This is a genomic window from Ruegeria sp. CDSB022, from assembly GCF_059611145.1.
On the sequence record NZ_JBXWOZ010000001.1, the window covers coordinates 266,120 to 279,636 of the forward strand.

Sequence of the window (13,517 nt, forward strand, 5' to 3'; positions counted from 1 at the left end):
GGTATAGGCTCGAACCTCTGCAATCCGTATGGGTTTACCCTGCGTAGCTTTTGTCGCGGGGACTAAGTGTTGAAGGGTGGCTGATATTAGTTTAATGGTAAACTAATTTGGAAATGACCTGCTCCGAGAGGGAAACATGGCAGCACAATCTTTTGATCTGATCGTAATCGGCGCTGGTCCTGGCGGGTATGTCGCAGCCATTCGCGCAGCACAGCTTGGTTTGAAAACCGCCGTGGTCGAGCGCGAACATCTCGGGGGGATATGTCTTAACTGGGGCTGCATCCCAACAAAGGCGCTGCTGCGGTCTTCAGAAGTGTTTCACCTGATGGAGCGCGCAAAGGATTTTGGGCTGAAGGCCGAGAAGATCGGATATGATCTGGATGCTGTGGTCAAGCGATCGCGCGGTGTCGCCGGGCAACTTTCGGGCGGTATCGGTCACCTGCTGAAAAAGAACAAAGTGACGGTTGTCATGGGCGAGGCGACGATCCCGGCCAAGGGCAAGGTCTCCGTCAAGACCGACAAGGGCAGCGAAGAGTTGACAGCCAAGAACATCGTTCTGGCAACCGGCGCGCGCGCCCGCGAGCTTCCCGGGCTGGAAGCGGATGGTGATCTGGTTTGGACTTACAAACACGCCCTGCAGCCGCCGCGGATGCCAAAGAAATTGCTGGTCATCGGGTCGGGTGCAATCGGGATCGAGTTCGCTAGCTTCTACAATACGCTCGGTGCAGATACGACGGTGGTTGAAGTCATGGACCGGGTTCTGCCCGTCGAGGATGCCGAGATCAGCGCCTTCGCCAAGAAAGCCTTTATCAAACAGGGCATGAAGATCATGGAAAAGGCGATGGTCAAGCAGTTGGACCGCGCTAAGGGTAAAGTCACCGCGCATATCGAGGTGAAAGGAAAGGTTGAAAAGCACGACTTTGACACTGTGATTTCTGCCGTGGGCATCGTCGGCAATCTCGAAAATCTGGGGCTTGAGGCTTTGGGTGTCAAAATCGACCGGACCCATGTTGTGACTGACGAATTCTGTCGCACCGGTGTCGATGGCCTATACGCCATCGGTGACATTGCCGGAGCGCCATGGCTGGCGCATAAAGCAAGCCATGAGGGTGTCATGGTGGCCGATCTGATCGCCGGGAAACATGCCCATCCGGTCAAACCCGAAAGCATCGCGGGCTGCACCTATTGCCATCCGCAGGTTGCGTCGGTCGGCTATTCCGAGGCAAAGGCGAAAGAGCTTGGCTATGACATCAAGGTCGGCCGTTTTCCCTTCATCGGCAACGGCAAGGCAATCGCGCTTGGAGAGCCCGAAGGGCTGGTCAAAACAGTCTTCGACGCCAAAACCGGAGAGCTGTTGGGCGCCCACATGATTGGCGCGGAAGTCACTGAGTTAATTCAGGGGTATGTGGTCGGGCGCCAGCTTGAAACCACCGAAGAGGATCTGATGAACACAGTGTTCCCGCATCCGACTTTGTCCGAGATGATGCATGAAAGCGTTTTGGACGCTTACGGGCGCGTGATCCATATGTAATTCAGGGCAGGGGGCTCTGCCCCCGCCGCCCTTCGGGCGACTCCCCCGAGGTATTTTCGGCCAGATGAAGCAGGGGATCCAATCTTCATCTGGCTCTAAATACCTCGGAGCGCGAGGCAGAGCCTCGCCAAATGTTACTGGGTCAGCGCTTCGAGAATGCGCGCCCAGGACCGGATGCCTTTGTGAAAGCTTTTGACATCATATTTCTCATTCGGTGAGTGAATTGCGTCATCATCATTGGCAAAGCCCACAAGCATGGAATCCATGCCAAGTTCCGTGTCGAAGTAGCCAACGACAGGGATTGACCCGCCCATTCCGGTAAAGACGGCTTCGCGCCCCCATTCATCGGACAATGCGCCGCGGGCGGCTTCGAATTCGGGGCGGTTGATATTCATGACGGATGCGGGCGAGCCTTCGAGATCGTTGTCCCACTGTACTTTCGCGTCGGGTGACAGGCGGTCTTCTACATGCATGCGAATCTGGTCACGCAAGGCGTCAGGGTTCATGTCACCCACCAGACGGCAGGTGATCTTGCAATGCGCCTGTGAGGGAATGACCGTCTTCGAACCGGCGCCGTTATAACCGCCCCAAAGCCCGTTTACCTCAAGCGTCGGGCGCGCCCATTGTTGTTGCAATGTCGAATACCCTTTTTCGCCATGTGGCTGAGAATACCCCACCGAGTTCAGATAATCCGCCTCATCGAACCCGCAGTTTTCCCATTGGCGCAACTGTTCGGCCGGGACCTCATGAACCCCGTCATAAAAGCCTTCGACAGCAACGCGACCGGTTTCGTCGTCATAGAACGAGGCGACGATCTTGGAGAGCTCTCGCAGCGGGTTTAGCCCCGGTCCGCCGTAATGGCCCGAGTGCAGGTCGATCCGCGGACCGATGATGGTGAATTCGTCCTTGAGCATCCCGCGCAGCTGAGACGCGATTGATGGCACCCCACGCGACACCATCGAAGTGTCGCATACCAATGCCAGATCCGCTTTCAACTCGGCCACGTTTTCACGCAGGAACGGGACCAGCGACGGCGAACCGGATTCTTCTTCGCCTTCGAAGAAGAAGGTGATGCGGCAGGGCAGGGTGCCATGGACGGCCTTCCATGCGCGGCACGCTTCGACGAAGGTCATCAACTGTCCCTTATCGTCCGAAGAGCCCCGACCCCGGATAACTGGCCCATTTTCGGTTTCTTCAATGGCCGGATCGAACGGATCCCGGTTCCACTGGTTCAGCGGGTCAACGGGTTGCACGTCATAATGGCCATAGAACAGAACATGGGGCGCGCTGTTGTCCTCACCTATATGCCCGACCACCATAGGATGTCCGGTGGTTTCACGTTTTTCAGCCTGAATTCCTATGTTTTTCAGGTCAGATACCAGCCAGTCAGCTGCCTGGTTGACCTGTTGGTCAAAGGCCGGATCGGTGGAAATTGACGGAATGCGGAGCAGTTCCATCAGGCGGTCGATTGAGGTTGGCAAATCGGCGTCGATGCGGTTCAGAACAGCGTCCAGCGACATAAGAGGGCTCCTGCTTGATTTGGATTTTCCGGAACCCTATCAGCGCCACTTTTGCCGTCTAGCCCGCAAGGACAGGAATCTGGTATAATATCGGAAACCCGGATGAGATAATGTGCTGTGCCTGCGTCGTTTCCTCGCGTCCAGGGGGCGTAACTTTACTTGTCGGTCAGGGTCAGAGCGGATATTTGATGCAAATCAAATAAGCTTTCACTGTGCTTGCGGTATCAAGCAGGCAGTGGGAAATGCTCTGGTGCAGATTCGTATCCTGCGCAGAAGAAGACGTTCGGTCGCCGTAATATCGGTCGGGCAACTAAGGAGAAACCGGTGGATTATACTGCTCAGCTTGATTCAGCGATCGCAAGGCTGCATGACGAAGGACGGTACCGGACCTTCATTGATATCGAACGTCGCAATGGTCATTTCCCGCATGCGGTGCGCACGCGCCTCGATGGATCGCAGCAAGATATCACTGTCTGGTGCGGCAACGACTATCTTGGCATGGGGCAACACCCTGTGGTGCTGGAGGCGATGCACGAGGCCGTGGATGCCGCAGGCGCCGGATCAGGTGGAACCCGCAACATTTCGGGCACCACGGTTTACCACAAACGGCTTGAGGCCGAGCTGGCCGATCTGCACGGCAAAGAAGCTGCGTTGCTGTTCACCAGCGCCTATATCGCAAATGACGCGACACTCAGCACTTTGCCGAAACTGTTTCCTGGTCTGATCATTTATTCTGACGCATTGAACCATGCTTCGATGATCGAAGGGGTGCGCCGCAATGGCGGGTCCAAGCGCATCTTCCGCCACAATGACGTCGCCCATCTGCGCGAACTGCTTGAAGCGGATGATCCCGCAACGCCCAAACTGATCGCTTTTGAGTCGGTGTATTCGATGGACGGCGATTTTGGCCCGATTGAAGAGATATGTGATCTGGCCGATGAATTCGGTGCGCTGACCTATATTGATGAGGTCCACGCCGTTGGCATGTACGGACCGCGCGGCGGTGGCGTGACCGAGCGTGATCGTCTTGCCCATCGGATTGACATCATCAACGGCACATTGGCCAAAGCCTATGGCGTCATGGGGGGCTATATCGCGGCCAGCACTAAAATGTGCGACGCTGTGCGGTCTTATGCTCCGGGCTTCATCTTTACGACGTCCCTGCCACCTGCCGTTGCTGCGGGTGCCGCAGCTTCGGTTGCCTACCTCAAAACTGCGTCCGAATTGCGAGAGCAGCATCAGACGCAAGCAAAGATCCTCAAGCTTCGACTCAAGGGGATGGGCCTGCCACTGATTGATCACGGCAGCCACATTGTGCCCGTGATTGTCGGCAACCCCGTGCACACGAAGAAACTCAGCGATATGCTGCTGGATGACCATGGAATCTACGTTCAGCCCATCAATTTCCCCACTGTTCCGCGTGGAACAGAACGCCTGCGTTTCACACCGTCCCCGGTTCATGGACCTGACGAAATGAACCGTTTGATCCAGGCGATGGACGAACTTTGGTCACATTGTGCGCTAAATCGCGCCGAACTTGCCGGTTAACCTAACGCTAAAGTGTGCAATTCGTATGCCGCGTGCTAAAATTACGCTAACAAAACTACGGCGCGAATCATTCTTTTAATGATTCGACCACGGCGTGAAACACGCACAGGCAGAATGGGGCAGCAGGGATGATTGGGCGCAGATCACAGCGCGGATCCGAAGGCGACACTGACGTCAGGCCCAAGGGCTTTGACGACTATGAGGTGCGGCTGGGTGACATGATGCGTGGTGAACGCGCAACAATGGGCAAATCCCTACTGGATGTGCAGCGCGAACTGCGGATCAAAGCCAACTACATTGCAGCCATAGAAGATGCCGACCCGGACGCCTTCGATACGCCCGGATTTATCGCTGGGTATGTGCGCTCTTACGCCCGCTATCTGGGGATGAACCCCGACGAAACTTTCTTTGCGTTTTGTAAGGAAAGCGGGTTTGAGGTCGCGCATGGCATGTCGGCCGAGGCGTCAGTGGTTCGAAAGACCTCGGGCAGCTTGCCGGCTCGCGGTCCGATGGGGCGCGATCCGTTTATCTCGCCAAACACTCCCTATATTCCCGGACGGGAATCGTTGGTCAGCCAGATCGAGCCGCGTGCCATCGGGTCGTCTCTAGTTCTGTTGGCTGTGATCGGCGGTATTGGGTATGGCGGATGGTCCGTCCTGAACCGGATTCAGCAAGTGCAGGTAAGCCCGGTTGAACAGGCTCCGGTTGTCTTGTCTGATTTGGACCCGCTTGAGGCGGCGCGTGGCACCACCGAAGATCAAGTCGCGCTGATCGACACCCCCTCGACTGAGGCTCTGGATAGGCTGTATCGCCCACAGGCCCTGGATTTGCCGGTGCTCGTTGCCCGTGATGCACCAATTTCTACACTGGACCCGCGTACCGTTGGCACCTTCCAGCCGCCTGAGCCGCCCAAGGTTGAGGTTGCCGAAGTCCATACGGTTCTTCGCCCGGCATTGCCGCAGGTGGTTGAACAGATTGATACGACCCTGAAAATCGTCGCCGTTGATCCGGCGTGGATGCGGGTCACCGCTGCGGATGGAAGTATCATCTTCGAGGGTACGCTTGGAACCGTCGAACAGGGCAGTACATTCGAGGTACCGCTGACAGAAGAACCGCCTAACCTACGTGCAGGTGCCGCCGGATCTGTCTATTTCTCGATGAATGGTGACCATTTCGGCCCGGTCGGAGCACCAGGAACTGTCGCCAAAGGTGTCGTTCTGTCCAAGGATGCGGTTTCCGAACGCTATACGGTAGCTGATCTTGAGGCCGAGCAAAACGTCGCCCTCAAGCAACTGGTGGCGGAACTTCAGGCGCAAAGCTCTGCCGCACCGACAGAATGATCTGACCATTGCAGTGGCCAGTTAGGCTGACTATTTAAAGATCAACTCAGACAGTCTTGGACCCGTCCACATGTCCCTTAATCACGTGCGCCCATGGCGCAATATCTACCGCCGCAAATCTCGTCAGATCATGGTTGGAAACGTCCCCGTCGGAGGTGACGCTCCGATTGCGGTGCAGACGATGACCAACACGCTGACGACGGATGTGGCGGCGACTGTGGCTCAGGTGCAGGCCGCCGCAGAGGCGGGTGCGGATATCGTGCGCGTTTCGGTCCCGGATGAGGCCTCGTCCAAGGCGCTGAAAGAGATCGTGCGCGAAAGTCCAGTACCTATCGTGGCGGATATCCACTTTCACTATCGCCGTGGGATCGAGGCCGCCGAGGCAGGCGCAGCATGCTTGCGGATCAACCCTGGCAACATTGGGAATGAAAGTCGGGTGAAAGAGGTTATTCAGGCCGCGCGTGACCATAATTGCTCGATCCGGATCGGGGTGAATGCGGGAAGCTTGGAAAAGCATCTGCTCGAGAAATACGGCGAGCCTTGCCCCGAAGCGATGGTTGAAAGCGGGCTAGAGCATATCCGTATTCTTCAGGACAACGATTTCCACGAATTCAAGATCAGCGTGAAAGCCAGCGATGTCTTCCTGTCGGCAGCTGCCTATCAGGGCATCGCCGAGGCCACGGACGCCCCCATCCATCTGGGTATTACCGAGGCCGGAGGACTGGTTTCGGGCACCATTAAATCGGCGATTGGTCTGGGCAATCTGCTGTGGATGGGCATTGGCGACACGATCCGCGTCAGCCTGTCTGCGGATCCTGTCGAAGAGGTCAAGGTAGGGTTCGAGATTCTGAAATCTCTGGGCTTGCGCCATCGCGGGGTTAATATCATCTCATGCCCCTCTTGTGCGCGGCAGGGGTTCGATGTGATCAAAACAGTCGAGGCGTTGGAACAGCGTCTTGAACATATCAAAACACCAATGAGCCTATCGATCATCGGCTGTGTCGTGAACGGCCCGGGCGAAGCGTTGATGACCGATGTCGGCTTTACCGGCGGCGGTGCCGGATCGGGTATGGTGTATCTGGCGGGCAAGGCCAGCCACAAGATGTCCAACGATCAGATGGTCGACCACATTGTTGAAGAGGTCGAGAAGAAGGCCGCTGAATTGGACGCTGCGCAAGAAGCCGCTGAGTAATTTTCCAGCTTGATTGGCCGTTGAATGACCAGATCGGCGGGCATGCAGGGTCAATTCATAGGGCCTGCATGTTATTGGCCGCGTGTATCTGGTGGACCCCAATCCCAGACACCTCATTGAAAACGCGACGATGTTGGTCCACATTATTGTGAGGAATGAGATTTTCATTCCCGCTTAGATTTGTTGTTTTTGTTTCATGGGTTTCTTAGTCGTATGCCAGTAAGCGATCGTTTGAAGATTAGATTGTCTCCTGCCTCTTCGGCCCTCAATCTTTGCGGTCCGGACTCTAACAGGGGGCTTATGCAATGCGCCGTAACTTGAAAGCCTTCGGCCTGGGTGCAGTGATCGCCGGGTGTTCGGGTTTCATGGTGGCAGATAGCGTAGTGGCCGATCAGCCCGCATTTCCCGGTGCGGTGGGATATGGGCAGAACGCTACGGGTTGGCGTGGCGGCGAAGTGTTTCATATCACAACCCTGGACGATACCGGACCGGGCAGCCTGCGTGAGTGCGTCGAAAATGACGGCTCCGGACGGGTTTGCGTTTTCGATATTTCAGGGACGATCACTGTAGACACCCAGATGAAAGTGGCTTCGAACACCTATATCTCCGGACAGACCGCGCCGGGACAGGGGGTGCAGATCAAACTTGGCAAGGTTCTGGATTCACCCCTGATGATTTTTGAGGCGCAGGACGTTTTGCTGCGGAACCTCAAATTTCGGCCTGGACCCAGTTACAAGCCCTCGTCGAACGTGGACGGGCTTTCCATAGAGAGCAGTTCGAATATCTACGTTGACCGTGTCTCGATCCAATTTGCCACGGATGAGAATCTGGGCGTTGGAACGGAAAACCTGCCAAGCGAAGATATCACGATAGCCCGCAGCATCTCAGCCCTGGCTCTGGATAAGTCCACCCATACAAAGGGAAAGCATTCAAAAGGTGCTCTGCTGTGTTCCGATGATGGAACGGCAAGGCAATGTGGGCGGGTCACCCTGTATCAAAACCTGTTTGCCCATAACCGCGACAGAAATCCAGACATCCAGTCGTCACCATCTGGGCAAGTCGACATTATTAACAACGTGTTCTACGACGCGACCTCGCAATTCGGTGAGTTCTGGAACCATTACGGCGACACATGGATCGCCTATGTGGGAAACGTGGTCCTGCCGGGCCCCAGTACACGGAACAGGCCGCCCCCCGCCGCATTCGAGGTGTTCCCTTATGGCGCGGACAAAGGGTTCAGCATCTCGGTTTTCGAACAAGATAACCTGCATCTGGACAGCCGTATTGAGCTGCTATGCGACAGATCAGTGAAGGGCAAGATTGCGGATGATGCGGCGGTCGAATTCCTTGTGGCTGAACCTCACCAGCCGCTGTCGGTTGAACCTGCCGAGGTGAGCACGACATACGAAACCGTTCTTGGAACCGTGGGGGCCCGGCACGGGGATGACCAAGCTTTGGACAGTCTGGATGCGATGGTGATCGAAAACGTCCGCGGCTGTGATGGACATCGGATAAACGATCCGGGCGAGGTGGGAGGTTGGCCGGATTTGCCCATTGTTCACGCGGCAGTTGATACTGACCGGGACGGAATGTCTGATACTTGGGAAACAGGGCGGACTGGCCTGGACCCGAATGATCCCTCTGATGTCTGGGCGGACCGGGACGGCGATGGCTGGTCTAATCTAGAGGAATATCTAAGCCACCTTGCTGGCGACCCGATGCCCTGACGGAATGGCCGGCTCCTGTTGCGGAACCGGCCTGCCAAATCAGCCTTGCTCGGCGCGAACGGCATTCGCAATTTGCTGCATCTGATCTGCTTTCAGGTACCCGCGCAGCATTTCGGTGCCCAGCACAAACGAAGGCGTGCCCGAAATCTGCATCCGCTGCGCCAATTCACGGGTCTTTTGGATTTCCTCGGTGACCTGTTCGCTGTCCATTGCCGCCAGAATCGCGTCACTGTCCAAACCCAGCCCGTCCGAGATACGGCGCAAAGTAACCGGCGACGGTTCCCCGGTGAATTCGAGCAGGGCATCGTGAACCTGTTTATAGGCATCGTCCCCGGCAACATGTTTGGCGGCAACGGCAAAGCGGGATGAGATCATCGACGCGTCTCCGAGGATCGGAAACTCTTTGATCACAAGCCGAATATTGCCATCTTCGGCCAGCAGGCTGGCCACTTCGGGAACCGCACGGCGGCAATATCCGCAGCGATAGTCCATGAACTCGACCAACGTGATATCCCCGTCCGGATTGCCGCCCACCCAGCTGTACCCGTCGTTGAAAAGCTCATCAGCATTGCTGGCGACAAGCTCTTTATCCGCCTGCGCTTCTTCCACGGCGTTGCGTTGTTCCAGAATGTTGATCGCTTCGATGATGACTTCGGGGTTTTCCAGGAGGTATTCGCGTACCTGCTCTCCGAATTGTTGTTTTTCGGCGTCGGTCAGCTGGCTCAGGTCCAGGGCCTGCGCCGATCCTGCGATCAGGGAAAGCCCCAGAAGGGCTGGTGCAGCGTGTCTGAGGATCATTTCCGTTTCCTTTTCGAATTACTCTTGTTTGCTTGTTCAAACGCAATCAACACATCTTGGGCCCGTTGCCAACCCGGTGATCCGACCGGCAACTGCGCAACCGCGCGTTTCGCGTGAATACCGGCGTCATCCAAACGGCCCTGCAGGGCATATCTTTCGGCTGTAACCGCCGATGCCATGCCAGTATTGCCTGTTTTGGCATAAGCTGCACCCAGGTCTTGCATCAATCTTGCGTTACGAAAATCTCTGGCCCGCGCTTTTTCAAGAATGGTCAGGGCTTCCACTGTCTTACCTTGAACCAACAGGGACCGCCCGAATCCGGCCAGGATAAGTGGGTTATTCGGCGCCAATTCAACGGCTTTGCCATATGCTGCTACCGCATCAGCCACTTGACGGTTTTCAAGCATGATCTGGCCTTTGAGGTCATAGTAATAGGGGTCATTGGGCCGGATTGCCAAAGCACCATCAATCGCAGCGCGCGCTTTGGTTAGATCACGGTTTTGATGGTGGGCTGCTGCCTCGCGCATCAGTCGTATGTCCTGGGCGGTTTCTTCTTTGGCGCGCCGCATCGTCCATGTGGGCGAGCGGATGAAGGCCGATAGTTTACCTTTCGCCCTTGCGAACCAGTAATCGGCATTCTGGCTGGGTTTGGCTTTATCGCCGAACTCTTCCAGAAACGCCTCGGCGGCGCGCAGCCTCTCGCGGCTGGTGGGGTGTGATCGCATGTATGGGTCCTGGTTGACCGTGTTTAACAGCTCTTGCCCCGCGAATTTACGGTGCAGAGACACCATGCCACTGGGCGAGATGCCGGCCCAACGTAAATAGCTTGCTGCGCTGCGATCCGCCGAGGACTCTTCAGCGCGGGTGTGGCCAAGAAAGCTGCGCAGGGCTGCCGAATTAGTACCGGCTGCAATTCCGAATGCGGCCTCGCCGCCGCCAGCAGCTGCAGCAATCAGTGCCAAAGCCGTCCCAAGCCCGGCTTTTTGCCGTGCTGCATTCAGGTTTTCGTAACGGCGCGATAAGTGCCCGTTGGCGATATGGGCCGCCTCATGTGCGATAACCGCTTGCAACATCTCGGGGCTTTCAACTGAAAGAATTAGCCCATAGTTCAGATAGATCGCATTGTAATCCAGAACGAAGGCATTGAACGTGCTGTCATTGACCACCAGTATCTGGACCCGGTTGGTATTCAGACCGGCGGCGCGCAGAACGGGAAAGGCCAACTCTCGCAGACCGTGTTCAATATCTGGATCACGGATCAGGCTTTGGGCCTGAACAGCGCCTACGAGCCAAGTCACTGCAAACAGCAACAGGGCTGGGATTGACGCCAGCCTGGATACGCGTTCAAAAGCCATGATTGCAACATGGGAGATGGCCATGCGAAACTCAACCCGGTCCGGGGTCGATCCGTTCATCGTGATGGACGTGATGGAGGCTGCCCGCAAAGCCGAAGAAGCTGGCCGCCACATCATCCACATGGAGGTCGGCCAGCCTGGAACCGGCGCACCCAAAGGGGCGACCGAGGCATTGGCTAAGGCAATGGAGCAAGGCCCGCTGGGATATACCGTTGCATTGGGTCTGCCAGCACTGCGCCGCCGGATCGCGCAGATGTATGGCGAGTGGTATAATGTCGATCTCAATCCCGAACGGGTGGTGGTAACCCCCGGTTCGTCAGGCGGATTTCTGCTGGCGTTCACCGCGCTGTTCGACAGCGGGGATCGCGTGGGTATTGGGGCCCCCGGCTATCCGTCATATCGGCAGATATTGCGGGCCCTGGGGCTGGTCGCGGTTGATCTGCCCACCGCTCCGGAACACCGCCTGCAGCCGGTGCCAGCCGATTTCGCAGGGCTAAATTTGCAGGGACTGATGGTGGCCTCGCCCGCCAACCCGACAGGCACCATGCTGGATCGCTCCGCAATGGGGACGCTGATCGAGGCCGCTCAGGGGCAGGGTGCGTCTTTCATCAGTGATGAGATTTACCACGGTCTGGAATACGAAGCCAAAGCCGTCACCGCGCTGGAGCTGACAGATGAGTGCTATGTGATCAACTCATTCTCCAAGTATTTCTCTATGACAGGTTGGCGCGTTGGCTGGATGGTTGTGCCTGAGGATCATGTGCGCGTCGTTGAGCGGATTGCGCAGAACATGTTTATCTGCGCGCCTCACGCCAGCCAGGTGGCAGCGCTGGCGGCGATGGATTGTGATGAGGAATTGCAGGCCAATCTTAATGTCTATCGGCGGAACCGGGCGCTGATGCTGGACGGTCTGCCCAAAGCCGGTTTCACCAATATCGCGCCACCTGATGGGGCATTCTATGTCTACGCCGATGTGTCTGACCTGACCGACGACAGCCGTGCCTTTGCGGCTGAGATTTTGGATAAGGTCGGCGTGGCGGTCACTCCGGGGCTGGATTTCGATCCTCAGCGCGGGCACGGCACCATCCGTTTTTCCTATGCACGTTCGACTGGGGATATCGAAGAGGGGCTGCGGCGGCTTCAGCGTTTCATGGCTGATCGGGGCTTGATTTCTGCCCAAGCCTAAAGCGTTCACATCCAAGTGCGGGTCGGGTAGGCTGCGCTTCAATCGATCTCGGGAAAACTTGAGGCCATGAGCAGAATTATCTACGCCATCGCGCTGATCTGGGCGCTAGGCAGTACCGCCGTTGCGCAGGATTTCAGCGCACTCGCCCGTGTTTTGCCAGACCAAAGTTCGATTGTTGATGACGGGCGGTCCGGTGTAAGCATCCAGCTTGGGCTTAGCCAGGGGGTGCCTTATCGCGTTTTTACCCTGCGCGACCCGTATCGGATGATCCTGGATTTCCAGGAGGTAGACTGGACCGGTCTTGATCGTGACCGCTTTCTACAGACTGGTCGTATCAGTGGTGTGCAGTTCGGCTCTTACGTACCGGGCTGGTCCCGCATGGTGCTAGAGTTGGGCGCGCCTCTGATGGTCGAGACGGCGGATATGCGAGTGGACTCTGCGACTGGGGCCGCGCATTTGACGCTTGGGCTGCAAGGGACAGATTTCGACAGTTTCGCAGCCAGCGCTGGCACGCCCCGGCAAACCGGCTGGGATTTGCCGGAACCGGCGGTAACATCTGTCACGCCTAGGGGGCAGGGCAACGGAACTTTGCGTGTCATGTTGGATCCCGGGCATGGAGGAATTGATCCCGGCGCCGAAGTTGACGGTGATGATGAGAAAACGCTGATGCTGACCTTTGCCCGAGAGCTGCGCGAGATGCTATTGCGCACGGGCGGATACGAGGTTGAGATGACGCGGACCGATGATCAGTTCGTTTCTCTTGAACGTCGTATTGCATTGGCACACCGTGCAGGTGCAGATGTGTTCATCTCTATACATGCCGACATTCTGACAGAAGGGCGGGCTCATGGCGCGGCCGTTTATACGCTGTCTCAAGATGCCTCGGATGTAGCAAGCCACAAACTGGCCGAGCGGCACGACCGCAGTGATTTGATTTCGGGCGTCGATCTGAGCGGTGCGGATGATCAGGTTGCAGATGTTCTGCTGGACCTTGCGCGTCAGGAAACCAGGCCGCGTACGGATGCGTTGGCACAAATGCTGGCGAATGGAATGACGCAACAGGGCGGTCCGATGAACAACAAGCCAATTCGCACCGCCTCATTTTCGGTTCTGAAGGCAGCGGATATTCCTTCCGTTCTGATTGAGCTTGGCTTCCTTTCCAGCCCTAGAGATTTGAAAAATATACGAAATCAGGAGTGGCGCATGGGAATGGCGCGCGGTATTCGGGATGGGCTAGAGAAATGGCGCCAGGACGATATGGTAAAACGATCCCTGATTGGACAGTGACCCCGTGGCGCAAACCGGCTATTATTGGCCATG

Annotated in this window: 10 protein-coding genes; 7 read left to right on the plus strand and 3 right to left on the minus strand. The window is 56.7% G+C overall.

Translation table 11 applies throughout. From position 1 onward, the window contains the following. Nucleotides 1–136 precede the first annotated feature (136 nt). Complete coding sequence (lpdA, locus tag AC2FIZ_RS01350; protein WP_496790473.1) at nt 137–1,531, plus strand: dihydrolipoyl dehydrogenase; 1,395 nt, start codon at nt 137–139, stop codon at nt 1,529–1,531. A 134-nt stretch (nt 1,532–1,665) separates the two neighbouring features. On the opposite strand, the gene AC2FIZ_RS01355 is transcribed toward lpdA, so the two are convergent. Beyond that, nucleotides 1,666–3,051 (minus strand): M20/M25/M40 family metallo-hydrolase, encoded by a 1,386-nt coding sequence (locus AC2FIZ_RS01355; RefSeq protein ID WP_282027354.1) that lies wholly within the window; start codon nt 3,049–3,051, stop codon nt 1,666–1,668. A gap of 324 nt (nt 3,052–3,375) precedes the next feature. On the opposite strand from AC2FIZ_RS01355, the gene hemA reads away from it, so the two are divergent. The 4 genes from hemA (at nt 3,376) to AC2FIZ_RS01375 (ending at nt 8,858) form a co-directional block, all read left to right on the plus strand. Beyond that, nucleotides 3,376–4,599, plus strand: coding sequence for a 5-aminolevulinate synthase (gene hemA, locus AC2FIZ_RS01360; protein WP_271947553.1), 1,224 nt, complete (start codon nt 3,376–3,378; stop codon nt 4,597–4,599). Between the two features lie 128 nt (nt 4,600–4,727). Then, a complete protein-coding gene (locus tag AC2FIZ_RS01365) occupies nt 4,728–5,939 on the plus strand; it encodes a helix-turn-helix domain-containing protein (protein ID WP_496790475.1) in 1,212 nt (403 codons plus the stop codon). A gap of 70 nt (nt 5,940–6,009) precedes the next feature. Beyond that, entirely contained in the window at nt 6,010–7,131 is a 1,122-nt protein-coding gene (ispG, locus tag AC2FIZ_RS01370; RefSeq protein WP_142633254.1) for a flavodoxin-dependent (E)-4-hydroxy-3-methylbut-2-enyl-diphosphate synthase, read from the plus strand. Between the two features lie 305 nt (nt 7,132–7,436). After that, entirely contained in the window at nt 7,437–8,858 is a 1,422-nt protein-coding gene (locus AC2FIZ_RS01375; protein ID WP_142633256.1) for a pectate lyase family protein, read from the plus strand. Between the two features lie 39 nt (nt 8,859–8,897). On the opposite strand, the gene AC2FIZ_RS01380 is transcribed toward AC2FIZ_RS01375, so the two are convergent. Both AC2FIZ_RS01380 and AC2FIZ_RS01385 read right to left on the minus strand, forming a co-directional pair. Then, a complete protein-coding gene (locus AC2FIZ_RS01380; RefSeq protein ID WP_271947549.1) occupies nt 8,898–9,656 on the minus strand; it encodes a DsbA family protein in 759 nt (252 codons plus the stop codon). After that, a complete protein-coding gene (locus AC2FIZ_RS01385) occupies nt 9,653–11,035 on the minus strand; it encodes a M48 family metalloprotease (RefSeq protein WP_281994477.1) in 1,383 nt (460 codons plus the stop codon). The genes AC2FIZ_RS01380 and AC2FIZ_RS01385 overlap by 4 nt, the downstream gene beginning before the upstream one ends. Here AC2FIZ_RS01385 and AC2FIZ_RS01390 point away from each other — a divergent pair. Both AC2FIZ_RS01390 and AC2FIZ_RS01395 read left to right on the plus strand, forming a co-directional pair. Beyond that, nucleotides 11,034–12,197, plus strand: coding sequence for a pyridoxal phosphate-dependent aminotransferase (locus AC2FIZ_RS01390; protein WP_271947547.1), 1,164 nt, complete (start codon nt 11,034–11,036; stop codon nt 12,195–12,197). The two genes, AC2FIZ_RS01385 and AC2FIZ_RS01390, sit on opposite strands and share 2 nt — an antisense overlap. 66 nt (nt 12,198–12,263) lie before the next feature. Continuing rightward, nucleotides 12,264–13,484, plus strand: coding sequence for an N-acetylmuramoyl-L-alanine amidase (locus tag AC2FIZ_RS01395; RefSeq protein WP_142633265.1), 1,221 nt, complete (start codon nt 12,264–12,266; stop codon nt 13,482–13,484). Nucleotides 13,485–13,517: the final 33 nt, after the last annotated feature.

Excerpts from the sequence above, each read along its gene's own strand:
- AC2FIZ_RS01395 (WP_142633265.1), top strand. The coding sequence starts at position 12,264 with ATGAGCAGAATTATCTACGCCATCGCGCTGATCTGGGCGCTAGGCAGT.
- AC2FIZ_RS01390 (WP_271947547.1), top strand. The coding sequence starts at position 11,034 with ATGCGAAACTCAACCCGGTCCGGGGTCGATCCGTTCATCGTGATGGAC.
- AC2FIZ_RS01355 (WP_282027354.1), bottom strand. The coding sequence starts at position 3,051 with ATGTCGCTGGACGCTGTTCTGAACCGCATCGACGCCGATTTGCCAACC.
- ispG (WP_142633254.1), top strand. The coding sequence starts at position 6,010 with ATGTCCCTTAATCACGTGCGCCCATGGCGCAATATCTACCGCCGCAAA.
- AC2FIZ_RS01375 (WP_142633256.1), top strand. The coding sequence starts at position 7,437 with ATGCGCCGTAACTTGAAAGCCTTCGGCCTGGGTGCAGTGATCGCCGGG.
- AC2FIZ_RS01380 (WP_271947549.1), bottom strand. The coding sequence starts at position 9,656 with ATGATCCTCAGACACGCTGCACCAGCCCTTCTGGGGCTTTCCCTGATC.
- lpdA (WP_496790473.1), top strand. The coding sequence starts at position 137 with ATGGCAGCACAATCTTTTGATCTGATCGTAATCGGCGCTGGTCCTGGC.
- AC2FIZ_RS01365 (WP_496790475.1), top strand. The coding sequence starts at position 4,728 with ATGATTGGGCGCAGATCACAGCGCGGATCCGAAGGCGACACTGACGTC.
- AC2FIZ_RS01385 (WP_281994477.1), bottom strand. The coding sequence starts at position 11,035 with ATGGCCATCTCCCATGTTGCAATCATGGCTTTTGAACGCGTATCCAGG.